The 22,510-nt window shown below is 74.7% G+C and carries 23 protein-coding genes; 17 read left to right on the top strand and 6 right to left on the bottom strand.

Annotated elements, in window-relative coordinates:
• Position 1: 1 nt before the first annotated feature.
• Together ABDB74_RS15705 and ABDB74_RS15700 are read right to left on the bottom strand one after the other, a co-directional pair.
• On the bottom strand, positions 2 to 562 hold the full coding sequence (locus ABDB74_RS15705; RefSeq protein ID WP_346619695.1) for a DUF3515 domain-containing protein: 561 nt from the start codon (positions 560 to 562) through the stop codon (positions 2 to 4).
• An 11-nt stretch (positions 563 to 573) separates the two neighbouring features.
• The gene (locus ABDB74_RS15700; RefSeq protein WP_113834507.1) at positions 574 to 807 is read right to left on the bottom strand and encodes an Lrp/AsnC ligand binding domain-containing protein; all 234 of its coding nucleotides are present in this window, start codon (positions 805 to 807) and stop codon (positions 574 to 576) included.
• Positions 808 to 899: 92 nt separating this feature from the next.
• Between ABDB74_RS15700 and ABDB74_RS15695 the strand changes: the two genes are divergently transcribed.
• Genes ABDB74_RS15695 through ABDB74_RS15680 form a run of 4 tightly spaced genes read left to right on the top strand, consistent with a single transcriptional unit; the run spans position 900 to position 3,331 of the window.
• Positions 900 to 1,940, top strand: coding sequence for a thiamine-phosphate kinase (locus ABDB74_RS15695; protein WP_346619694.1), 1,041 nt, complete (start codon positions 900 to 902; stop codon positions 1,938 to 1,940).
• The gene (locus ABDB74_RS15690) at positions 1,924 to 2,454 is read left to right on the top strand and encodes a GNAT family N-acetyltransferase (RefSeq protein WP_346619693.1); all 531 of its coding nucleotides are present in this window, start codon (positions 1,924 to 1,926) and stop codon (positions 2,452 to 2,454) included. The genes ABDB74_RS15695 and ABDB74_RS15690 overlap by 17 nt, the downstream gene beginning before the upstream one ends.
• On the top strand, positions 2,451 to 3,071 hold the full coding sequence (locus tag ABDB74_RS15685) for a cytidylate kinase-like family protein (RefSeq protein WP_346619692.1): 621 nt from the start codon (positions 2,451 to 2,453) through the stop codon (positions 3,069 to 3,071). Before ABDB74_RS15690 ends, ABDB74_RS15685 begins: the two co-directional genes overlap by 4 nt.
• Positions 3,072 to 3,100: 29 nt before the next feature.
• Positions 3,101 to 3,331, top strand: a complete 231-nt coding sequence (locus tag ABDB74_RS15680; RefSeq protein WP_346619691.1) for a hypothetical protein — start codon at positions 3,101 to 3,103, stop codon at positions 3,329 to 3,331.
• Positions 3,332 to 4,150: 819 nt separating this feature from the next.
• Here ABDB74_RS15680 and ABDB74_RS15675 read toward each other — a convergent pair.
• Complete coding sequence (locus ABDB74_RS15675; protein ID WP_346619690.1) at positions 4,151 to 5,482, bottom strand: trypsin-like serine protease; 1,332 nt, start codon at positions 5,480 to 5,482, stop codon at positions 4,151 to 4,153.
• A gap of 419 nt (positions 5,483 to 5,901) precedes the next feature.
• Positions 5,902 to 6,093 carry a 50S ribosomal protein L28 gene (gene rpmB / locus ABDB74_RS15670; RefSeq protein WP_346619689.1) on the bottom strand — a complete coding sequence of 64 codons (192 nt, stop codon included), beginning with the start codon at positions 6,091 to 6,093 and terminating at the stop codon, positions 5,902 to 5,904.
• Between the two features lie 186 nt (positions 6,094 to 6,279).
• On the opposite strand from rpmB, the gene ABDB74_RS15665 reads away from it, so the two are divergent.
• The 12 genes from ABDB74_RS15665 (at position 6,280) to smc (ending at position 18,661) form a co-directional block, all read left to right on the top strand.
• Positions 6,280 to 7,884 carry a DAK2 domain-containing protein gene (locus ABDB74_RS15665; RefSeq protein WP_346619688.1) on the top strand — a complete coding sequence of 535 codons (1,605 nt, stop codon included), beginning with the start codon at positions 6,280 to 6,282 and terminating at the stop codon, positions 7,882 to 7,884.
• Positions 7,885 to 7,886: 2 nt separating this feature from the next.
• Positions 7,887 to 10,091: an ATP-dependent DNA helicase RecG gene (gene recG, locus ABDB74_RS15660; protein ID WP_346619687.1), complete on the top strand. Its 2,205-nt coding sequence runs from the start codon at positions 7,887 to 7,889 to the stop codon at positions 10,089 to 10,091.
• Complete coding sequence (gene rsmD / locus ABDB74_RS15655) at positions 10,088 to 10,642, top strand: 16S rRNA (guanine(966)-N(2))-methyltransferase RsmD (protein ID WP_346619686.1); 555 nt, start codon at positions 10,088 to 10,090, stop codon at positions 10,640 to 10,642. The genes recG and rsmD overlap by 4 nt, the downstream gene beginning before the upstream one ends.
• On the top strand, positions 10,639 to 11,124 hold the full coding sequence (gene coaD / locus ABDB74_RS15650) for a pantetheine-phosphate adenylyltransferase (protein ID WP_346619685.1): 486 nt from the start codon (positions 10,639 to 10,641) through the stop codon (positions 11,122 to 11,124). Before rsmD ends, coaD begins: the two co-directional genes overlap by 4 nt.
• On the top strand, positions 11,121 to 11,801 hold the full coding sequence (locus ABDB74_RS15645) for a hypothetical protein (protein ID WP_346619684.1): 681 nt from the start codon (positions 11,121 to 11,123) through the stop codon (positions 11,799 to 11,801). Before coaD ends, ABDB74_RS15645 begins: the two co-directional genes overlap by 4 nt.
• A 116-nt stretch (positions 11,802 to 11,917) precedes the next feature.
• A complete protein-coding gene (locus tag ABDB74_RS15640) occupies positions 11,918 to 12,544 on the top strand; it encodes a DUF177 domain-containing protein (protein ID WP_346619683.1) in 627 nt (208 codons plus the stop codon).
• Between the two features lie 2 nt (positions 12,545 to 12,546).
• Positions 12,547 to 12,726, top strand: a complete 180-nt coding sequence (rpmF, locus tag ABDB74_RS15635; protein ID WP_014377519.1) for a 50S ribosomal protein L32 — start codon at positions 12,547 to 12,549, stop codon at positions 12,724 to 12,726.
• Positions 12,727 to 12,746: 20 nt separating this feature from the next.
• On the top strand, positions 12,747 to 13,532 hold the full coding sequence (gene rnc, locus ABDB74_RS15630; RefSeq protein ID WP_346619682.1) for a ribonuclease III: 786 nt from the start codon (positions 12,747 to 12,749) through the stop codon (positions 13,530 to 13,532).
• A 3-nt stretch (positions 13,533 to 13,535) separates the two neighbouring features.
• Positions 13,536 to 14,411, top strand: a complete 876-nt coding sequence (gene mutM / locus ABDB74_RS15625; protein WP_346619681.1) for a bifunctional DNA-formamidopyrimidine glycosylase/DNA-(apurinic or apyrimidinic site) lyase — start codon at positions 13,536 to 13,538, stop codon at positions 14,409 to 14,411.
• Positions 14,408 to 14,677: an acylphosphatase gene (locus tag ABDB74_RS15620; RefSeq protein WP_346619680.1), complete on the top strand. Its 270-nt coding sequence runs from the start codon at positions 14,408 to 14,410 to the stop codon at positions 14,675 to 14,677. The genes mutM and ABDB74_RS15620 overlap by 4 nt, the downstream gene beginning before the upstream one ends.
• A gap of 149 nt (positions 14,678 to 14,826) precedes the next feature.
• Positions 14,827 to 15,018, top strand: a complete 192-nt coding sequence (locus ABDB74_RS15615; RefSeq protein ID WP_346619679.1) for a hypothetical protein — start codon at positions 14,827 to 14,829, stop codon at positions 15,016 to 15,018.
• Positions 15,019 to 15,094: 76 nt separating this feature from the next.
• Positions 15,095 to 18,661 carry a chromosome segregation protein SMC gene (gene smc, locus ABDB74_RS15610; RefSeq protein WP_346619678.1) on the top strand — a complete coding sequence of 1,189 codons (3,567 nt, stop codon included), beginning with the start codon at positions 15,095 to 15,097 and terminating at the stop codon, positions 18,659 to 18,661.
• A gap of 72 nt (positions 18,662 to 18,733) precedes the next feature.
• On the opposite strand, the gene ABDB74_RS15605 is transcribed toward smc, so the two are convergent.
• Positions 18,734 to 19,534: an endonuclease/exonuclease/phosphatase family protein gene (locus ABDB74_RS15605; RefSeq protein WP_346619677.1), complete on the bottom strand. Its 801-nt coding sequence runs from the start codon at positions 19,532 to 19,534 to the stop codon at positions 18,734 to 18,736.
• Positions 19,535 to 19,546: 12 nt separating this feature from the next.
• The gene (locus tag ABDB74_RS15600; protein WP_346619676.1) at positions 19,547 to 21,226 is read right to left on the bottom strand and encodes an alkaline phosphatase D family protein; all 1,680 of its coding nucleotides are present in this window, start codon (positions 21,224 to 21,226) and stop codon (positions 19,547 to 19,549) included.
• An 83-nt stretch (positions 21,227 to 21,309) separates the two neighbouring features.
• Here ABDB74_RS15600 and ftsY point away from each other — a divergent pair, with 83 nt between their 5' ends.
• The gene (ftsY, locus tag ABDB74_RS15595; protein ID WP_346619675.1) at positions 21,310 to 22,509 is read left to right on the top strand and encodes a signal recognition particle-docking protein FtsY; all 1,200 of its coding nucleotides are present in this window, start codon (positions 21,310 to 21,312) and stop codon (positions 22,507 to 22,509) included.
• Position 22,510: the final 1 nt, after the last annotated feature.

The raw sequence follows: 22,510 nt of genomic DNA, 5'->3' as shown, positions 1-22,510 counted from the left end.
CTCAGGGGCCGGGGTCGGGCTCCCGGTACGGCAGGGCCTCGGCCAGCGGCACGGTGAGGGCGGTGACCGGAGCGCTGTCGACCCCCGCCGGGAGGCGCATCTCGACGTAGACGGGGCGGTCCACCGCCGTCCACACCGTGGCCTCGGGATCGCTGGTGTCGACGTGCCACTGCACGCCGTTGATCTGGATCGCCGACGCACCGACGGTCCAGCCGGCGGGGCGCTCGACGCCGCAGGTCAGCACGACGGGTGGGTCGCCCCACGCGTACACGTACGGGGTGTCGGACTGCACCCGCCGGGAGGTCTCCCCGGCCAGCTCCAGCGGGAGGTTCGCCATGAGGGCCGGGCAGTGCGCCTCCGCCTCCGCGGTGACCGGCGGGGTGGCCAGCTCCAGCACGGGCAGGTCCTCGGGGCGGACGGGTTCGGCGCCGTCGACGACGGCGGGAGCGGCCGACCGGTCGGCGGCCCGGTCGCCGAGCACGTTGACCATGACGACGAGCGCGATCACCACCGGAACGGTGAGGACCGTCACCAGCAGCGCGGCCCGGCGGAGCGGGTCCACGGGGCGACCGCTCAGATGTTGACGACCGGGCAGGTCAGCGTGCGGGTGATGCCGTCGACCGACTGCACGCGCGCCACGACCAGCCGGCCGAGCTCGTCGACGGTCTCGGCCTCGGCGCGGACGATCACGTCGTACGGGCCGGTGACGTCCTCGGCCCTGGTGACGCCGCTGATCTCGCTGATGGTCGAGGCGACCTGGGCGGCCTTGCCGACTTCGGTCTGGATGAGGATGTAGGCGTGGACCACGGGAGATCCTTCCTCCGGAAGCAGTGCCGAGACGTCGTCCCCGCCGGGTGGCGGACTCGTCGGCAACCTACCCCAGCGACTGGAGTGCACCGATGAGCCGACCCCGCCCGCTGGTCCCGCGTGGTGATCCGGCCGACAGCGTCCGGGTCGTCGGCGAGTTCGGCGTGATCGCCCGGGTGCTCGCCCGCTCGGGCACGGCGACCGCGGCGGAGGTGGGCCCCGGCGACGACGCCGCCGTCCTCCGGACCCCGGACCGGCGGGTCGTCGTGACCGTCGACGTGCTGGTGGAGGGCCGGCACTTCCGGCGGGACTGGTCGTCCGCGGAGGACGTCGGGCACAAGGCGGCGGCGGCGAACCTGGCCGACGTCGCGGCGATGGGCGCCACGACGACCGCGCTCGTGGTCGGGCTGGCCTGCCCGCCCGACACGCTCACGAGCTGGCTGGAAGGGGTGGCTGCCGGGCTGGCCGCCGAGTGCGCCCCGCTGGGGGCCGCCGTCGTCGGCGGGGACACCGTGGCGGCCGCGCCCGACAGCGCCGGCGTCGTCCTGTCGGTCACGGCGCTGGGCGACCTGGACGGGCGGGCGCCGGTGCTGCGCTCCGGTGCGCGGCCGGGCGACGTCGTCGCGCTCGCCGGGCGCCTGGGCTGGTCGGCGGCGGGGTTCGCCGTGCTGCGCCGCGGATTCTCCAGCCCGCTGGCCGTGGTGTCGGCGCACCGCCGGCCCACCCCGCCGTACGCGGCGGGGCCGGCAGCCGCGGACGCGGGCGCGACCGCGATGTGCGACGTGAGCGACGGCCTGGTCGCCGACGCCCGGCACATCGCGACCGACAGCGGCGTGGTGATCGACCTGGACCGCGCCGCGCTGGAGCGGGCCTGCCTGGAGCCGGTGGGCCCGCTGCAGCAGGTCGCCTCGGCGCTGGGCACCGATCCGATGGCCTGGGTGCTCAGCGGTGGGGAGGATCACGCCCTGCTGGCGACGTTCCCGGCATCGGCGTCCCTGCCGGACGGGTGGACGGTGGTCGGCACCGTCCGGGCCGGGAACGGGAAGCCCGGGGTGCGGGTGAGCGGCGAGGACGCGGAGACGGCGCTGCACGGCGTCGGGGCGAGGACGGCGGGTCATGTCCACTTCGGCTGAGCGGGTGCTCGGGGACGGCGCCGCGGTACGGCTGCGGCCGGTTCCCTACGACGACCCCCTGGCGCAGACCCTGGTCGAGGCGGTGCAGCAGGAGTACGTCACCCGGTACGGCGGCCGGGACTCCGCCGTGGTGGACCCGGCGGAGTTCTCCCCGCCGGACGGGCTGTTCCTGGCCGCGGAGGTCGACGGCGTCGCCGCGGGGTGCGGGGCCTGGCGGGTCTACCCGCCCGGGGGTGTGGAGATCAAGCGGGTCTACGTGGCGCCGGGCTTCCGGCGGCGGGGGCTCGCGCAGGTGCTGATGGCGGAGCTGGAGTCGACGGCCGCCCGGGCGGGCCACCGGTCGGTGGTGCTCAACACCGGCCGGAAGCAGCTCGAGGCCGTCGCGCTGTACGCGCAGCTGGGCTACCGGCCGGTGCCGGGGTACGGCGTCTACGCGTGCTCCCCGGATGCCGTGTTCCTCGGCAAGGAGCTGTCCGCCGCGGCGGACGAGGGGGAGGCGACGTGGGTGTCGTGACGATCTCGGCCCCTTACGGTGCGGCGGGCGCGGAGATCGCCCCGGCGGTCGCCGAGCGGCTGCGGCTGCCGTTCCACGACCGGGCGATCCCCGCCCAGGTGGCCGGGCGGCTGGGCGTGCCGGTGGCCGAGGCGGAGGCCAACGACGAGACCGTCGTCCGCGGGCTGTGGCGGCTGGTCGCCTCGCTGGGGACGATGCCCGACCCGGTGGGTGGCGTCGTGCCGGGCGCACCGCTTCCCGACGCCCGGGCCTACCGGGAGCAGACCGAGCGGATCCTCACCGAGATCGCCACGGGGGACGGCGGTGTGGTGCTGGGGCGGGCTGCGGCGATGGTGCTGCGGGGCCGGGCCGATGCCCTCCACGTGCGGCTCGACGGCCCGCGCGACCGGCGCCTGGCCGCGGCGGTGGCGCGGTCGGGCCGCCCCCGCGACGAGGTCGCACGGGAGATGGCGGCGGTCGACCGGGGGCGGGAGGCATACGTGCGGCACTTCTACCGCTGCGACCCCGCGGCGGCCGGGAACTACCACCTCGTCGTGGACACCACGGCGCTGCCGCTGGAGACCTGCGTCGAGCTGGTCGTCGCCGCCGCACGCGGGCGCGGCCTCGGCGGTCGATGACGGCGCCCCGGCCGGTGACCACCGAGGACGTGGCGGCGCTGTCTGAGCTGCGCGAGTCCCGCGCCTGGTGGATGGTCGGGACGGGCATCCGGCAGTGGCTCCCGGGTGAGGTGCGGCTGGCGGAGATGGCCGCGCAGGTGGTGGCGGGGGAATGGCACGTGCTCCGCGCCGGTGCCGCGGTGGTGCGCTGCGCCTCCTGTGGTCCGATCCCGACGTCTGGGCGGCGCGTCCGGACGACGCCGCCCACGTGCACGGCCTGATGGTCTCTCGGCCCACGCCGGTGGTGGGCACGGTGCGCGACTGCTGGACTGGGTTGCCGGCGAGGCGGTCGGGGCCGGCCGGGCACACCTCCGGTTGGAGTGTGTGGAGACCGATGACCGACTGCGCGGCTACTACCGGGATCACGGGTTCGCGGAGGTGGGCCGCCGGATCCTCGACACGGGTGGGACCCGGTCGTCCTGCTGCTGCAGCCCCCCGCCATGCCCGCCGTCAGTACAGCTGACGGCGGGTACCTGCTCCCACCTGTGACACCGGGGCGGGGAGGCGGGACCCCTAGTCGAGCTGCGCCGTTCCGACACCTTTCACGACCACCCGCAGGGTTCTGCCACCTGTCGCCGCAGCCCCCGGCGCGACGACGGACGTGATGGCAGACAGGCTTCCAGCTATGGCGTGGCCAGGTGGAAGGGATGTGTCGTATCCGATCTGGAGCTCGAGGGTGCCCTGCTCGTCGGCATCGAGAGCGATCGTCGGGAGCAGAGATGGGCTGCCCCAGGTCACCAGGGCCAGGAGTGCACCGTCATCCAGCCATCCGATCCACGTATCGACCCAGTGCTCCTGCCCCGGGTACGGCGGCAGCGGGAACGGGGGTGCGGCCTCCGGGCCGACGCCTGGGGGAAGCACCGGCCGGAGCGCTCCCACAGCGGGAGGGAAGCCGATGAACTGCCTCACGACGGACGCTTCACGCACGATTCCTCCTCGACGAGCCTCAGTCTCTCCCCTTGGCCCGAGTGCAGCGGGGTGCTCGACCCGGTGGAGCAGGAGGCGGCGGGGACATCCGGTGCACCCTGCCGCCTCCGCGCTCACCTGACCTTCACGTTCCAGCCGGTTTGGATCGCGATGGACGAGACGGCGCCGGCATAGACCGTGGCGCTGCACAGGCGACCGGCGCCCCCAGGCGTTGCGGTGGTCGCGCAGGCTTCCGCCGTGGCCGTCATGGGCATCGCCGAGATGATTCCCACGGCGGTCCGGGTGCCGTCGTTACGGATGGTGTAGACCGGTCCGCCGCTGTCCCCATTTCCCGCTGCGGCGTTGCCATCCGCCGACACCGTTTCGAAGACGCGGACATCCTGCAGGTCGGGCTGCCCGCTCAGCGCGATCCGCCGGTAGGTGTTCTGGACGATGCTGTCGCACCTGGTTCCGGTGAAGGCGCCGCTGTAACAGACGCGGTCACCCGGATTGGCGTACGCCTGCCCTGAGATGGGGGAGATCGTGGTGCTGCGCACTCCACCTACATGCACATATGGATAAGAGTATGTGGAGCTGATGATGGCACCGTCGTAGCTGGTGTTCCGCAGGATCGTCTTCCCGTAGTACTGCGCCACGCCGGGGTTGTTCACGCGGTCCGAGATTATCCATTGCATGGATTCGGGGCCGCAATGGGCAGCGAACATCATTCCATCCACGCCGTCCTTCTCGACCGCGAAGCCAGCGGTGCAGGAATGGAACGAGTATCCGGCTACGTAGTCGTGCAGCAGACCGCCGCCCAAGTGGTACTCGTCGAAACCGCGATCCGCTGCGGCGAGCGCCTCGTCCTCATGCGTGACCTCCACCGGGAAGTCGACGGTCGTCTCGATGAAGCGCTCGACCACCTCCAGGCGGCTGGCTCCAGCGGCTTGGCCGATGGACACTTCGATCCCCGACCCGTCGAAGTTGACGGCGACGCCGGTCACCTCCGGCACCGAGTCCATGAGCGTGTCGGCGGCACTCCGCAGATCTCCTGGGAGATGCGCCGTCTGGTGGTAGATGACGGGCACCTTGGGATGCCGCTTGACCATCTTCCTCAGAGCAGAGTCGATCTCTCCATGCCAGTGAACGATGATCTTCTCGTTGTTCTTGCCGATCTCGGCGGCCGAGAACCTGGGGTCCTCGCTGAACGTTGCGGTTATCTCGTCGGCCAGGTCATCCATCTCCGGCGACACCAGTGGGATGGCGCCGATCGTCGATGTCTCCTCGGGGGTGAGACCGATTTCTGTGTCGCCGCCGGGAGGGGACTCACCTGGCCGAGCCGGAACACCTGCTTCTACGGGCACGGGCGGCTTCGTCGGATCGGCCGAGGCGTGGGGTGCTCCCAGGACGAGAGCGCCGATGGTCAGCAGTGAGATCGAGGAAAGCTTGTGCGAGCGCGCATTCATCCACTCCGACCCGTGAGGACCTTGCCACCCCTTGTGGCCTGCAATTCCTACCGCACGGGAGCGGGGCGGTTCCGCTACGTGATCGGAACGCCGGTAATCGAGTCGGCAAACACCGGGTTAACACGGACCGAGGACCTGGAGGCGCTCTCCTTGGCCACCGCGACCGCTAGGAGCGAACCAGTTCCGCCCGGCCGTGAACGGTCAGCCAGGCCTGGGCGTGAGACGCGGGACCTCCGGGTCGTCGGTGAGGCGTCGGCACCCACACCTTCGCCCGGAGGTCCTCCTGCTGTCGCATCCCGCCATGCCGTCGACAACGCTCGTGGCACTACAGCTAGGTGGGCGCCGAGCACGCGAGGAACCCCGGAGGCCGGTGACCTCCGGGGTTCGTCGTGCTCAGTTCGAGGGTCAGGCCCCTCGGCTCAGCCGCGGACGACCTTGCCGGCGCGGATGCACGAGGTGCACGCGTTGATCCGGCGACGGTTGCCGGGGGCGATCAGCGCCCGCACGGACTGGATGTTCGGGTTCCAACGGCGCGGCGTGCGGCGGTGCGAGTGCGACACCGACATACCGAAACCGGGGCCCTTGCCACACACATCGCAGTTGGCAGCCACGGTTGATCACTCCCAGAAGAATCGTTCACAGACGGCGGGGCAAGGCAGCACCCGCATCAAGACCGTCGTCGAGTCTAACCGCTTCCCGGACGGGGCGTCGCGGTGGCCTCCGGACGCGCCCCGATCCGGGTGCCGAGCGCCCCGCGGCGCCGGGACCTGTCGCCCCGGGTGGGTAGCCTCCCACCCGTGCTGCCGGCGCTGGACGACGCCGCGGTCGGTCAGTGGTGCCGCGCCGCGGTCGAGGCGCTGTCCGACTCCCGGAGCCGGCTCGACGACCTCAACGTCTTCCCGGTCCCCGACGGCGACACCGGCACCAACCTGCTGCACACCGCGGAAGGCGCCCTGGCCGCCCTGGAGTCGGCGGAGGCCCACGAGCCCGCCTGGGCCGTCATGGCCCGCGGCGCGGTCCTCGCCGCACGCGGCAACTCCGGCACGATCCTCGCCCAGCTCCTGCGCGGGCTGGCCGACCAGCTAGCCGACCAGCCACCGGCCGACGGCCCGGCCCTCGCGGGCGCGCTGCGGAAGGCCGCCGAGGGCTCCTACGCGGCGGTCGCCGATCCGGAGGAGGGCACCTTCCTCACCGTCGCCCGGGCCGCCGGGGAGGGTGCCGTCACCGCCGTCGACGAGAGGCGCACCACGCTCGCCGACGTCGTCCGGGCCGCCGCCGACGGCGCCCGCGCGGCCCTCGACCGCACCCCCGGGCAGCTCGCCGTCCTCCGCGAGGCCGGAGTGGTCGACGCCGGCGGTGCCGGGCTGTGCCTCGTCCTCGACGCCCTCGTGCGCACCGTCACCGGCGTCCAGCCGGTCCGGCCGGCCCTGGACGGTCCCGACCGGCACCGCCGGCGGCACGGCCACGAGCACGCACCGCACCAACCGCCGCCCGGCCCGGGCAGCGAGGTGCAGTACCTGCTGGCCGACACCGACGAGGCCGCCGTGGCCCGCCTGCACCAGCGGCTCGCCGCGCTCGGTGACAGCCTCGTCGTCGTCGGGGTCGACACGCCCACCGGCCGGGAGTGGAACGTCCACGTGCACGTCTCCGACGTCGGCGCCGCCATCGAGGCCGGCATCGAGGCCGGCCGGCCGCACCGCATCTCCGTCACCCCGCTCGCGCCGGTGCCCCCGCCGGCACCCGTGGCGGGGCTGCGCGCCGTCGTCGCGGCCGTGCACAGCGACGGCCTGGCCGAGTTGTTCCGCGCCGAGGGCGCCCGCGTCCTCGTCTGCGGCCCGGGCGGCATCACCGAGGACGACTTCGTCGACGAGATCGTCGCCTCGGGTGCGCAGGAGGTCGTCGTGCTGCCCAACGACGTCGGCCTCCTCCCGGACGCATCCCGGGCGGCCACGCGGGCCCGCGAGGCCGGTCGCGAGATCGGGGTGGTGCCCACCCGGTCCCCGGTGCAGGGGCTCGCCGCCGTGGCGGTCACCGACCCCGGACGGCGCTTCGGCGACGACGTCATCGCCATGGCCGAGGCCGCCGCGGCCACCCGCTGGGCCGAGGTCACCGTCGCCGACCAGGAGGCGCTGACCTCCGCCGGCCGCTGCCACCCGGGCGACGTCCTGGGCTCGGCGGAGGGCGACGTCGTGGTGATCGGGGCGGAGCCGTCCGCCGTCGCCTGCGACCTGCTCGACCGGCTGCTCTCCGCGGGCGGGGAGATGGCGACCCTCGTCGTCGGCACGGACACCGGCCTCGGTGACACCGTGTGCGGCCACCTCTCCTCGGCCCACCCCACCATCGAGGTCGTCCGCTACGACGGCGGTCCCAGCTCGCTCCCGCTGCAGATCGGGGTGGAGTGACCGTGGCGGTGACGCTGGAGACGCCGCTGGCCAAGGTGCTCGGCCCGAAGACCGCCACCGGCATGGCCGAGCAGCTCGGCCTGCACACCGTCCGCCACCTGCTCCGGCACTACCCCCGCCGCTACGCCCGGCGGGGCGAGCAGGCCGACCTCGCCGACGTCCAGGTGGGTGACCGCGTCACGGTCCTGGCGCAGGTCAGGAGCGTCACGACGCGCCCCATGCGCAACCGCCGGGGCAGCCTCACCGAGGTCGTCGTCGGCGACGGCAGCGGCCGGATGAAGCTGGTCTTCTTCAACCACCGCCACGCACACCTGAAGGTGAACGCCTGGGGCATGTTCGCCGGCACCGTCGGCGAGTACCGGGGGGAGAAGCAGTTCGCCCACCCCGACATGCACCTGATCGACGCCTCGGACGACGACACCGACTGGGCGCGCGCGCTCGTACCGATCTACCCGGCGAGCAAGGACGTCTCCAGCTGGGTCATCCAGAAGTCGATCCGGCTGCTGGTGGGCGGCGGCGGGGGGTTCGGCGACCTCGTCGAGGACCCGCTGCCCGAGGAGATCCGCGTGCGGCACGGCCTGCTCCCGCTCGCCGCGGCCCTCCTCGACATCCACCGGCCCACCACCACGGAAGACGTCGAGCGCGCCGAGCACCGGCTGAAGTGGGACGAGGCGCTCACCCTCCAGCTCACCCTCGCCGCCCGCCGGCGGGCCGCCGCGCTGGAGCCGGGCACCGCCCGCCCCCGGAAGGCCGGCGGCCTGCTCGACGCCGTCGACGCCGCCCTGCCCTTCGCCCTCACCGACGGCCAGCGGGCCGTGGGGGAGGAGCTGGCCGCCGAGCTCGACCGGGACCAGCCGATGCACCGGCTGCTCCAGGGCGAGGTGGGGTCGGGCAAGACCGTCGTCGCCCTGCGCGCCATGGCCCAGGTCGTCGACGCCGGGGGACAGGCCGCGCTGCTCGCTCCCACCGAGGTCCTCGCCGCCCAGCACGCCCGCGGCATCCGCGCGCTGCTCGGCCCGCTCGGCCGTGCCGGGGAGCTCGACGGCGACCCCGCCGGCACCCGGGTCACCCTGCTCACGGGCTCGCTCAGGACCGCCGCCCGACGCGAGGCGCGCGCCGAGGTCGCGGAGGGGCGGGCGGGCATCGTCGTCGGCACCCACGCCCTGCTGCAGGAGGGCGTCGAGTTCGCCGACCTCGGCCTCGTCGTCGTCGACGAGCAGCACCGCTTCGGCGTGGAGCAGCGCGACGCGCTGCGCGCCAAGGGCAGCCGGCCGCCGCACGTCCTCGTGATGACGGCCACGCCGATCCCCCGCACGGTGGCGATGACCGTCTACGGCGACCTGGAGATCTCCACCCTCCGGCAGCTCCCGAGCGGCCGCGGGGGCGTCACGAGCTCGGTGGTGCCGGTCGTCGAGAAGCCGGCCTGGCTGGACCGCGCGTGGGTGCGGCTCCGGGAGGAGATCGCCGCCGGCCGCCAGGCCTACGTGGTGTGCCCGCGCATCGGCGACAGCCCGGACGACAAGGCCGGCCCCGACGACGAGCCCGAGGACGCCGACGGCGCCCCCGCCGAGGAGGAGGGCCGCAGCGACCGGCGGCCACCGCTGGCCGTCCTCGACGTCGCCGAGATCCTGCGCAGCGGCCCGCTGGCCGGCCTGCGGCTCGACGTCCTGCACGGCCGGATGACCCCCGAGGAGAAGGACGCCGTCATGCGCGCCTTCGCCGCGGGGGAGATCGACGTGCTCGTCGCCACCACGGTCGTCGAGGTCGGGGTGGACGTCCCGAACGCCACGGTCATGGTCGTCATGGACGCCGACCGGTTCGGCGTCAGCCAGCTGCACCAGCTGCGCGGCCGGGTCGCCCGCGGCGCGCACGCCGGTCTCTGCCTGCTGGTCACCGAGGCGCCGTCGTCGTCGCCCACCGGGCAGCGGCTGGCCGCCGTCGCGTCCACCTCCGACGGCTTCGAGCTCGCCCGGCTGGACCTCGAGACCCGGCGGGAGGGCGACGTCCTCGGCGCCGCGCAGTCCGGCCGGCGCTCGGGCATCAAGCTGCTGTCGCTGCTGGCGGACGAGGAGCTGATCGCCGGGGCCCGCGCCGAGGCGACCGCGCTGCTGTCCACCGACCGCGGGCTCGCCGACCACCCCGGCCTGGCCGCGGAGGTCGCGGCCCTCGCCAGCGACGAGCGCGCCGAGTGGTTGGAGAAGGCGTGACACGGGTGATCTCGGGGCTCGCCCGCGGGCGGCGGCTCGCGGTGCCGCCGGCCGGCGTGCGGCCGACCGGTGACAAGGCCCGCGGGGCGCTGTTCAACTCGCTCGGCTCGCTGGTGGACCTCGACGGCGCGGCGGTGCTCGACCTGTACGCCGGCTCGGGAGCGCTGGGCCTCGAGGCGCTCTCCCGCGGGGCGGCGTCCGTCGTCTTCGTGGAGTCCGGCCCCCGCGTGCTGCCCGTCCTGCGGGCCAACCTGGCCGCCGTCGGGCTGCCCGGGGGCCGTGTGATCGCCGGTTCGGTGCCCGCGGTCCTCGCCGGCGCGCCGCCGGCTGCCTTCGACGTCGTGCTCGCCGACCCGCCCTACGACGTCGCCGCGGACGAGGTGCAGGACGTGCTCCGCACCCTGGTCACCGGCGGGTGGCTGCTGCCCGGCGGCGTCGTCGTGGTCGAGCGGTCCAGCCGCGAACAGCCCTGGGAATGGCCGACACCCCTGGAAGGTCTGCGCGATCGCCGCTACGGCGAGGCCGTGCTCCGGTACGGTCGGCGTCCGTGAGGCGTGCCGTCTGCCCAGGTTCCTTCGATCCGGTCACCAACGGGCACGTCGACGTCATCAACCGGGCCGCCGGGCTCTACGACGAGCTGGTCGTGGCCGTGCTGGTCAACCCGGGCAAGGCCGGGCTCTTCCCGGTCGAGGAGCGCATGGAGCTGCTGCGCGACGCCGTCTCCGAGCTGCCCAACGTCACCGTCGACAGCTTCTCCGGCCTGCTGGTCGACTACTGCCGCAGCCACGACATCCCGGTGATCGTCAAGGGGCTGCGCGCGGTCAGCGACTTCGAGTACGAGCTGCAGATGGCCCAGATGAACCGTGAGCTGGCCGCCGTCGAGACCCTCTTCGTGCCCACCGCACCGCAGGTGGGCCACCTGTCCTCCAGCCTGGTCAAGCAGATCGCCACCTTCGGCGGTGACGTCTCGCGGCTGGTGCCCAAGGCGGTGCACGACCGGCTGGCCGAGCACGCCCGGCGGGCCGGCCGATGACCCGCCCGCCGCGCAGCTCCACGACCGAGGTCGTCTACCGGCTCTACGAGACGGTCGACGAGCTGACGACGGTCATCGAGAACGCCCGCAGCATGCCCATGTCGAGTTCCTGCATGGTGCCGCGCGACCACGTGCTGGACCTGCTCGACGACCTGCGGGAGTCGCTGCCCGAGGACGTCCAGGCCGCCGGCGCCATCGTCGAGCAGCGCACCGAGATCCTGTCCGCGGCGCAGGCCGAGGCGGAGCGGCTGACCGGCAGCACCCGGGCGGAGGCCGAGCAGCTGATCGCGCAGGCCCGCCGCCAGCGCGACGAGATCCTCGGCACCGCTCGCCGTCAGCGCGACGACCTGCTCGCCGCGGCGCAGGCCGACGCCGATCAGATCGTCCTCGATGCCGAGGCCGAGGCCGAGGCGCTGGTCGCCGAGGGCCGCCGGCACCGCGCCGCCCTCATCGCCGAGGCCCACGCCGAGCACGAGCGGCTGATCACCGAGACCGAGGTGTACCGCACGGCGGTCGACCGCGCCGACGAGCTCGGGGCGCAGTCGCACGCCGACGCGGCCCGGATGCGGAGCGAGGTCGACGAGTACGTCGACACCCGGCTCGCCGAGTTCGGGGCGACGCTGGAGCGGATGCTCCGCTCCGTCGACAAGGCCCGCACCACCCTGCGCGAGCCCTGAGACCTTCCGCACGGACCGACCCGCAGGGCGATCGGGTAGTCTCGATCCCTGGTCCGGCCATCGGTGGCTCTCCGCCCCGGCCGGCCATCCCCCCGCTACCGACCGCGAGTACCGACATGCCTAGCGCTCAGCCGAACCGCCCCGGCGCCGCGTCCTCCGAGGACCGGCGTCCCGCCGCCAACCCCTGGAAGGTCGACCTCCGGGAACTGGGCCGGCGCGCGGGCTCGCTGCACGAGATCGAGCGGACCGCGCCCGCGCCGGGTGACTGGCGGGTCGAGCTCATCGGGGTCCCCGAGTCCGCCGAGGTCCGCGTCCGGCTGCGGCTCGAGTCGGTCATGGAGGGCGTGCTCGTCACCGGCGAGCTCGACGTCCCCGTCGTCGGCTCCTGCGCCCGCTGCCTCGAGCCGATCGAGGACACGCTCTCCCTCGACGTCCAGGAGCTGTACGCCTACTCGGGCAGCACCACGGAGGCGACGAGCGAGGAGGACGAGGTGCGCCGGGTCGAGGGCGACTTCCTCGACCTCGAGCCGCTGGCGCGGGACACCGTCGTCCTGAGCCTCCCGCTGGCGCCCGTCTGCACCGACGACTGCGGCGGCCTCTGCGTCGGCTGCGGTCAGCGGGTCGACGACCTGCCGGCCGACCACACCCACGAGGTCACCGACCCGCGCTGGGCCGCCCTCGCGGACCGTTTCGCTTCCTCGCCGGACACCCCCGGCGAATCCACCACCCCAGAGGAGAACTGATCGTGGCCGTTCCGAAGCGGAAGATGTCGCGGGCCAACACCCGCATGCGCCGGTCGCAGTGGAAGGCCACCGCGCCGACCCTGTCGCCGTGCCCCAACCGCGCCTGCGGCGAGCTCAAGCCCCCGCACCAGGCCTGCCCCACCTGCGGCCAGTACGACGGCCGCCAGGTCCTCTCCGTCTGACCTCTCGCACCACCACCGCCATGGGGACGACGGCCGCCGCCACGCATCCTGCCGAGGATGCCGGAGGCGGCCGCGCCCCCGGCACGGTCCCCGACCCCGGGGGAGCGGCGCACACCGAGCGGGCCGCCGCCTGGCTGGACGACGCCCTGGGCGTCGCACTGCCGGGTGACCTGCTCGGGCTGACGCTGACCCACCGGTCGTTCGCGTACGAGAACGGCGGCCTGCCGACCAACGAGCGCCTGGAGTTCCTGGGCGACTCGGTGCTCGGGCTGGTCGTCACCGACGAGCTCTACCGCAGCCAGCCCGACCTCCCCGAGGGTCAGCTGGCCAAGCTGCGTGCCTCGGTGGTCAACATGACCTCGCTGGCGAAGGTCGCCCGCCGGCTCGGCGACGGCGGCCTCGGCCCGCACCTGCTGCTCGGGCGCGGCGAGGAGACCACCGGCGGCCGGGAGAAGGACTCGATCCTCGCCGACGCGCTCGAGGCGCTGATCGGCGCGATCCACCTCGGCTGCGGGCTGGACACCGCCGCGGCGATCGTGCACCGGCTGTTCGACCCGCTGCTGGTCGAGGCGGCCACCCGCGGGGCCGGCCTGGACTGGAAGACCAGCCTCCAGGAGCTCGGCGCCGCCCAGGGCCTCGGTGCGCCCGTCTACCGGGTGGACGACGAGGGCCCCGACCACGCCAAGACGTTCACCGCGGCGGTGCTGCTGGCCGGCCTGGTCCGCGGCACCGGCCACGGTCGCACGAAGAAGGCCGCCGAGCAGGAGGCCGCCGAGGCCGCCTATCGCTCGTTGTCGGAGGACTGAGCCATGCCGGAGCTGCCCGAGGTCGAGGTGGTGCGCCGGGGCCTGGAGCAGTGGGTGGCCGGCCGCACCGTGGCCGCCGTCGAGGTGCACCACCCGCGCGCCGTCCGCCGGCACCTCGAGGGCCCCGACCACTTCGTGCAGGTGCTCACCGGGCGCACGCTCGCCGCGGCCCACCGGCGCGGCAAGTACCTCTGGCTGCCCCTCGCCGAGCCCGACGGCGCCCCGTCGGGGCGGTCGCTCGTCGCCCACCTCGGCATGAGCGGTCAGCTCCTGGTCGAGAAGCCCTCGGCGCCGGACGAGACCCACCTGCGGGCCCGGTTCACCTTCACCGACGGCGGCCGGGAGCTGCGCTTCGTCGACCAGCGCACGTTCGGGGGCCTGGCCGTGGAGGAGAGCGAGGGGGAGAGGATCCCGGCCCGCCTCGCGCACATCGCGATCGACCCGCTCGACCCCTCCTTCGACGTCGACGCCTTCTCGGCCGCGCTCCGCCGCCGCCGCACCGAGGTCAAGCGGGCGCTGCTCGACCAGACCCTCATCGGCGGCGTCGGCAACATCTACGCCGACGAGGCGCTGTGGCGGGCCCGCCTGCACGGCGCCCGCCCGACCGACAAGCTCACCCGCGCCCAGGTCGCCGACCTGCTCGACGGCGTCCGCGACGTGCTGGGCGAGGCGCTCGCCCAGGGCGGGACCTCGTTCGACTCGCTGTACGTCGACGTCAACGGCCAGAGCGGCTACTTCTCCCGGTTCCTGGCCGTCTACGGGCAGGGCGACCGGCCGTGCCCGCGGTGCGGGACGGCGATCCGCCGCGAGTCGTTCATGAACCGGTCGAGCTACAGCTGCCCGGCCTGCCAGCCCCGCCCGCGGACCCGGCGGTCATGAGCCGCCGCGCGGTCGCCGTCGTCTCGGGGCACGTCCAGGGCGTCGGGTACCGGTGGTTCGTGCGCGGCCGCGCCGAGCGCGCGGGGGTGTCCGGCTCGGCCACCAACCTCCCCGACGGCCGGGTCGAGGTCGTCCTCGAGGGCGACGACGACGCCGTGGCCCGGGTCCTGGGCGCACTGGACGGCCCGGACGCACCCGGCACCGTGACGCGGGTCGACGTCCGCGACGAGCAGCCGCGCGGGGTGCGGACGTTCACCACGGAGTGACGAACGCGACATCACCCGGACACGTGAGCCTCGCTGTGGCGCCGTTGCCAAGGCAGGCGGTGACTGTCACCCTGGGAGGACCAGCACCGCGCCGACCGGTTCCCGGGGCGCCAGTCACCCCCTCTCGCTCGTGAAAGGCCGTCACAGCCATGGCCAAGGCCCTGTTCGGTTCGGTCGTCACCCTCGCGGAACTCCGGATGGTGGAGGAGAACGCCGCTCTCCGGGCCAAGGTGCGCCGGCTCGAGGAGGAGCTCGCCGAGATGCGGGCGCAGCGCGACCACGCCATCGCCCACGAGCTGCTCTCCCTGGCCGGCGACAACGCCGAGCCCGCGCTGGCCTGACCGGCCCCGTCCCACCGGCACCACCGGCCTCGCCGTTCCCCTGACCGGGGAGGATCGCGGCTAGAGTCCTCTTCCCGTGCACCTGTCGAGCCTCACGCTGAAGGGCTTCAAGTCCTTCGCGTCCGCGACCACACTGCGGCTCGAGCCGGGGATCACCGCCGTCGTCGGCCCCAACGGGTCGGGCAAGTCCAACGTCGTCGACGCCATCGCCTGGGTGCTCGGCGAGCAGGGCGCCAAGAGCCTGCGCGGCGGCAAGATGGAGGACGTCATCTTCGCCGGCACCGCCGGCCGCCCCGCGCTGGGCCGGGCCGAGGTGACGCTCACGATCGACAACGCCGACGGCGCCCTGCCGATCGAGTACACCGAGGTGTCGATCACCCGCCGCATGTACCGCTCCGGTGAGAGCGAGTACGAGATCAACGGCGACAAGGTGCGGCTGCTCGACGTCCAGGAACTGCTCAGCGACTCCGGCATCGGCCGCGAGATGCACGTCATCGTCGGTCAGGGCCAGCTCGACGCCGTCCTGTCCGGCCGTCCCGAGGACCGCCGCGCGTTCATCGAGGAGGCGGCCGGCGTCCTCAAGCACCGCAAGCGCAAGGAGAAGGCGCTCCGCAAGCTCGACGGGATGCAGGCCAACCTCGACCGGCTCGCCGACCTCACCGCCGAGCTGCGTCGTCAGCTCAAGCCGCTCGGCCGGCAGGCGGAGGTGGCCCGCCGCGCCGCAGGCGTCCAGGCCGACCTGCGCGACGCCCGCCTCCGGCTGCTCGCCGACGACCTCGTGCAGCTGCGCGACGCCCTCGACCGGGACGTCGCCGACGAGACCGCCGCCCGGGCCCGGCGCACGCTCGTCGAGCGCGAGCTGGCCGAGGTCTCCCGCCGGGAGGGGGCGCTGGAGAGCACGCTGGCGGAGACGGCCCCGCAGCTGCAGGTCGCCTCCGACACCTGGTACCGGCTCTCCGCGCTCGGCGAGCGCTTCCGCAGCGTGGCGCAGCTGGCCGCCGAGCGGCACCGGCACCTGTCCGCGGCCGCGCCGGCCGCCGCGGCCGGGCGTGATCCCGACCAGCTGGAGGCCGAGGCCGACAGGGTCGCCGCGACCGAGGCCGAGCTCGCCGCCGGTCTGGCTGCCGAGCGGGAGCGGCTCGGCAGGGTCGTGGCCGGCCGCGCGGAGCTGGAGCGGTCGCTCGCCGACGCGGAGACGGCGTGGGTCGCCGCGGCCCGCGCGCTCGCCGACCGGCGCGAGAGCCTGGCCCGGCTGTCGGGCGAGGTCGCCGCGGCGCGGTCCCGGGTCGGGGCCGGTCAGGCCGAGATCGACCGGCTGACGCTCGCCGCCGCCGAGGCCGCCGACCGCGCCGAGGTCGCCGCCGAGCGGCTGGCCGACCGCCGCGGCCGGGTCACCGAGCAGGAGGACACCGACGTCGCCCTCGTCGCCGCGCACGAGGACGCCGTCGCCCTGCACGCCGCCGCGGCCCGCCGGGTCACCGAGCTGGCCGAGGCCGAGCGCGCCGCCGAGCGCGACCGCGCCTCCTGGCAGGCCCGCCGGGACGCCCTCGCGATGGGGCTCGCCCCGGCCGACGGCGCCGCCGCCGTGCTCGGCGCCGACCTCGCCGGCGTGCTCGGCCCGCTGACCGAGCAGCTGACCGTGGCGCCGGGCGACGAGGTGGCGGTCGCCGCCGCGCTCGGGGGCATGGCCGACGCCGTCGTCGTCTCCGGGGTCGCCGAGGCCGCCGCCGCGCTGACCCACCTGACCAGCACCGGCGGTGGGCGGGCCGGCCTCCTGGTCACCGGCGGACTGCCCCCCGTGCCCCGTGACGGCTGGCCGGAGCTGCCCGAGGGCATCCGCTGGGCGCTGGACGCGGTGCGGGCGCCCGAGCCGCTGCGCCCCGCGCTGGCCCGGGCCCTCGAGCGGGTCGCGCTCGTCCCCGACCTCGCCGCCGCCGTCACCCTGGTGCGCACCCACCCCCGCGTGCGGGCGGTCACCGCGACCGGCGACCTGCTCGGCGCCGACTGGGCGCTCGGCGGGCAGACCGATGCGCCGTCGAACCTGGAGGTCCGGGCCCGCGTCGACGAGGCCGAGGCCGAGCTCGCCACCGCCAGCGCCGCCGCGGCGCGGCTCGCCGACGAGCTGGCCGAGGCCCGCCGTACCGCGCAGGCCCGCTCCGCCGACGTCGAGGCGGCGCTCGCCGCCCGGCAGGCCGCCGACCGCACCCGCTCGGCCGAGGCGACCGCGTTGGCCGAGCTGGGCGCCGCCGCCCGTTCGGCGTCCGCGGAGGCCGACCGCCACGCGGCCGCCCGCGTGCGCGCCGAGGAGTCGCTGGAGCGGGCGGGCGCCGCCTTGGCGACGCTGGAGGCGCGGCTGGCCGGGGCGCAGGCGGCGCCGGTGGCCGACGAGCCGCCCACCGAGGACCGGGACCGGCTGCGCGCCGAGGTCGCCACGGCCCGGCGGGCCGAGACGGAGGCGCGCCTCGCCGTCCGCACCGCGGAGGAGCGGGCGCGGGCCCTGCAGGGGCGGGCGGAGTCGCTGCGCCGGCAGGCCCGGCAGGAGCGGGCGGCCCGGGAGCGGGCCGCCGCGGCGCGGGTCGCACGGGAACGCGGCGCGGCCGTGGCCGCCGCCGTGCGCCGGGACGCCGAGTCCGCGCTGACCGCGCTGGGTGCGTCGCTGGCCCGCGCCGCCGCCGAGCGGGACGCCCTCGCGTCGTCCCGGAGCACGTACGAGGCGGAGCTGCTGGAGGTGCGCGGCCGGGTGCGCGCGGCCACCGCCGAGCTCGACCGGCTCACCGACGAGGTGCACCGCGACGAGGTGGCGCGCACCGAGCAGCGCTACCGCATCGAGTCGCTGGAGAACCGGGCCGCCGAGGAGTACGGCGTCGACCTGCCGACCCTGCTCGCCGAGTACGGGCCCGCGACGCCGGTGCCGCCGTCACCCCAGCTGGTCGCCGAGGCCGAGGCGGCCGGGCAGCCCGCCCCCGACGCCCGGCCCTACGACCGGGCGGTGCAGGAGCGCCGGGTCGCCCGTGCCGAGCGCGACCTCGCCACCCTGGGCAAGGTCAACCCGCTGGCGCTGGAGGAGTTCGCGGCGCTGGAGGAGCGGCACACCTTCCTCGCCACCCAGCTGGAGGACCTCAAGAGCACCCGCAAGGACCTGCTGACCGTCGTCCGTGAGGTCGACAACCGCATCCACGACGTCTTCGCCGCGGCCTTCGCCGACGTCGCCCGCGAGTTCGAGCAGGTGTTCGCGACGCTCTTCCCCGGTGGCTCCGGACGGCTGGTGCTCACCGAGCCCGACAGCATGCTCACGACCGGCATCGAGGTCGAGGCCCGCCCTCCGGGCAAGAAGGTGAAGCGGCTCTCGCTCCTCTCCGGCGGCGAGCGGTCGCTGACGGCGGTCGCGCTGCTGGTGGCGATCTTCCGCGCCCGGCCCTCGCCGTTCTACGTGCTCGACGAGGTCGAGGCCGCGCTCGACGACGTCAACCTCGGCCGGCTGCTCGTCCTGGTCGAGCAGCTGCGGTCGACGTCGCAGCTGATCATCATCACCCACCAGAAGCGGACGATGGAGATCGCCGACGCCCTCTACGGCGTGAGCATGCGGGGCGACGGCATCACCGGGGTGATCAGCCAGCGGCTCCGCGAGGCGGAACCCGCCTGATCCCCGCGCGTAGGCATAGGAAGCCATGCCTACGCATTCGGGGCGGGAACCGCAGGCATGGCTTCCTATGCCTCAGACGCCGCTGCGGACCTCGAGGTCGACGACGACCGGGAGGTGGTCCGACGCACCCTCGGCGTCGAGCACGTATGCGCCGGCGACGGCGACCCCGGCGGACACCCAGACGTGGTCGATCCGCTTGCTCGGTGAGTGGGCCGGGTGGGTCAGCCCTTCGTCCTTCTGCCAGAACTTCCAGCCCGCCTGGTCGTCCCGGGCCCGCGCCAGCCGCCAGGCGTCGGTGAACCGCTGCCGCAGGACGTCGAGCTCGGGGGCGTCGGGCCCGGTGTTGAAGTCGCCGACCAGGACGCCGGTGTCCATCGGCTCGGTGTGCAGATCGGCCAGCGCCGCCACCTGCGTCCCGCGCACCTCCGCCGACCGGGTGGTCAGGTGGGTGGCGGTGATCCACAGCGCCCCGCCGTCGAGCTCGATCATGGTGCGGAGCGCGCTGCGCGGCTCCCCGCTGCCGGGCAGCCGGTGGACGTCGCTGATCAGGATGGGCAGCCGCGACAGCAGCGCGTTGCCGTACTGGCGCCGCGGCTCGTCGCCGGGGCGGGGCTCGTCGATGGCCGGCCCCCAGGCCAGCTGCATGTCCAGCGCGCGGGAGAGCAGCAGCGCCTGGTCGACGTCCTCGCTCCGCTCGCCGAAGTAGCGGTCCACCTCCTGCAGGCAGATGACGTCGGCGTCCACCGACGCCAGCAGGGTGGCCAGCCGGGGGAGGTCGTGCCGCGCGTCGTCGCCCACACCGTGGTGGGTGTTGAAGGTGACCAGCCGCACCGGGATGGGCGGCTGGTCGGGACCGGGGGCCGGCTTCGTCACCGCTCCACCCTCTCAGGCGTCCGACAGCGGCATGTCCACGACCTCGGTCAGCTCCTGCGATCCCCGCTCGCTCACCGACAGCACGAAGCGCGCCTCCCGCCCGGTCAGGACCAGCTCACCGATCTGGTTGCCGAAGTAGGGGCCGACCTGCTTCTCCCACTCGATGCTCCGCGGTGCGGCGCCGACCAGGCGGGCCAGCCGCTCGGAGAGCCGCCGGGCCCGCTGGCTCCACCCGATCCGGAAGGCGACCTTGATCGGGTGCGGCGCCTGGTTGTGCAGCGGCGACACGGTGAGCTGGTGCACCCGCCCCTGCAGGTCGCCCGGCTCGACCACCTGGGCGGAGTAGGCGTGGTGGACGTCGCCGGAGATCACCAGCGTGGTCGCCGGTGCCCGGCCGTGCTCGCCACGGGCGACGCCGGTGATCGCGCGGCCGAGCCGGTCGAAGGAGTGCCCGAAGGCCGCCCAGTGCTCGAGATCGGCCATCTGCCGGAGCGCCTCGGCCAGGCGTCCGCGCCACCGGCCGTGGTGCGTCAGGTTCAGCGTCGCGTTCCACCGCTCCAGCGAGTCGACGGCGTGGGGGAGCAGCCACGGCAGCGAGGTGCCGAGGACGAGGTGCTGCACCTCCTCGTCGGCGGCCCGCCGCATCGCGGCCTCGACCCACTCGAACTCCGCGTCGTCGAGCATCCGGCGGCCGGTCTCCTCCAGCACCCGGCCGGCCCGGCTGTCGATCATGACCAGCCGGACGTCCCCCCAGTGCCGCACGTAGCTCCAGCGCACGCTGGCCGGGTCCTCGTCGGCCCGCGCGGCCATCTCGCGCAGGAGCGGTTCGGCGTCCACGGGGCCCGACGGGGAGGCGTCCGAGAGGTCCTGGATCGCCCGCCAGATCTTGTTGTCGGCCAGTTCCTGGGGGCTGAGGTTGCCCAGGTGCTGGTAGACCCAGTAGCTGACCAGGCCGCCGCAGATCCGGCCGGTCCACCAGTCGTTGCGGATGATCTTCTCGCGCCAGGCGGCCGAGCTGTTCCAGTCGTCGATCATCTCGTGGTCGTCGAAGATCATCGAGGACGGGACGGTCGAGAGCAGCCACCGGACCTGGGGGTCCTGCCAGGACTCGACGTAGAGCTGGGTGTACTCCTCGAAGTCGGCGACCTGGGCGGCCGGGGCCGTCTCCTCCGCGGCTCCGCTCCGGCGGCGGGACAGCCACCCGCGGGTGTGCTCGGTCAGCTCGTCGGCGTACACCTGGTCGCCCAGGAGGACCAGCGCGTCGGGCCAGCGGTCCTCTGGCTGCGCCACCAGCCGCTTGGCGTAGAGGTCCAGTGCGTCCGGCGGGATGCCCTCGGAGTCCTCGACGGTCTGCGGGCTGGCGTACCGGCACGATCCGAATGCCAGCCGGAAGGGGCCGGGCCGGCCGGGCGTGCGGATCCGGCTGGGCGGGAACTCCGAGTCCCGCGGCGGCCACACCCGCGTGCCGTCGAGGCGCACCTCGTACGGCGTGGTGCTCCCCGGGGCGAGGTCCTCCACCAGGACCAGCGCGTAGTGGTGGCCGCCCACGGTGAACGTCCGGGCGCGCCGGCCCAGCACGTCGACCTCGCACGGCCGGTCGGTCTCCACCCAGACGGTGGCGGAGACGGGGTCGACGTGCCGCAGGAGCGGGCCCAGCACGAGGGCGGGGTCGCTGGAGCTGGGGTGCGGCATGGGCACAGCCTGTCCTACGCCGGGGCCGGAGGGGAACGGTGTCCCCGCGGAGCTTCCCGGAGGAGTGCTGGGAGACTCGGGTCATGGAATTCGTGCTGATCGCGATCGCGATCCTGGTGGTCGCGGTGATCCTCGGAGTGGGCCTGCTGGTGGGGCGCGGCCGGCGGACCTTCCGGCTCGACGACGACGCCACCGCAGGCACGACCCTCACCCGCCCGCGGCCGCCCGCGCCCGTCGAGGAGCCGCGCCCCACGGGCGCCACCGCGTCGGGGCTGGGGCTCCCGCCGGAGACCGAGGCGCCGGTCGAGCTGCCCCCGGCCGAGCCCGAGCCGGGGCTGGTGTTCGAGACGCCGCCGCCCTCGGCCGGCCGGCTGATCCGCCTCCGCTCGCGGCTGGCCCGGTCGCAGTCCTCGCTCGGGCGAGGGCTGCTCACCGTCCTCGCCCGGGAGAAGCTCACCGAGGACGACTGGGAGGAGATCGAGGAGACCCTGCTGGCCGCCGACGTCGGGGTGGCGGCCACCACCGAGATCGTCGACCGGCTGCGCACCCAGACGATGGTCCTGGCGACCGCCTCCGGCGCCGAGCTGCGGGAGCTGCTGGTCCGCGAGCTGACCGCCGTCCTGGGGCCCGACCTCGACCGCACCCTCGGGACCGGCCGGCACGAGGGGCGGCCCGGTGTGGTGCTGGTCGTCGGCGTGAACGGCGCCGGCAAGACCACCACCGTCGGCAAGATCGCCCGCGTCCTCGTCGGTGACGGCAAGAGCGTGATCCTCGGCGCCGCCGACACCTTCCGGGCGGCCGCCGCCGACCAGCTCGAGACCTGGGGCGAGCGGGTCGGCGTGCTCACCGTTCGCGGCCGCGAGGGCGCCGACCCCGCGGCGGTCGCCTTCGACGCGGTGCGCACCGGCGTCGAGTCGGAGGCGGACACCGTCGTCGTCGACACCGCCGGGCGGCTGCACACCAAGTCGGGGCTCATGGACGAGTTGGGCAAGGTCAAGCGCGTCGTGGAGAAGCAGTCGCCGGTCACCGAGGTGCTGCTGGTGCTCGACGCCACCACCGGCCAGAACGGGGTCGTGCAGGCGCGGGTGTTCACCCAGGCCGTCGACGTGACCGGCGTCGTCCTCACCAAGCTCGACGGGACGGCCAAGGGCGGCATCGTCATCTCCGTGCAGCGCGAGCTCGGCATCCCGGTGAAGCTGATCGGCCTCGGTGAGGGCCCCGACGACCTGGCGCCGTTCGAGCCGCGCGCCTTCGCCGAGGCGCTGGTGGGCGGCGAGGCGTAGC

The sequence above is a fragment of the Blastococcus sp. HT6-4 genome (assembly GCF_039679125.1).
Taxonomy (GTDB): Bacteria; Actinomycetota; Actinomycetes; order Mycobacteriales; family Geodermatophilaceae; genus Blastococcus; species Blastococcus montanus.
Note: the sequence above shows the minus strand (reverse complement) of the source record. Positions and strands in the feature narration are given on the sequence as shown.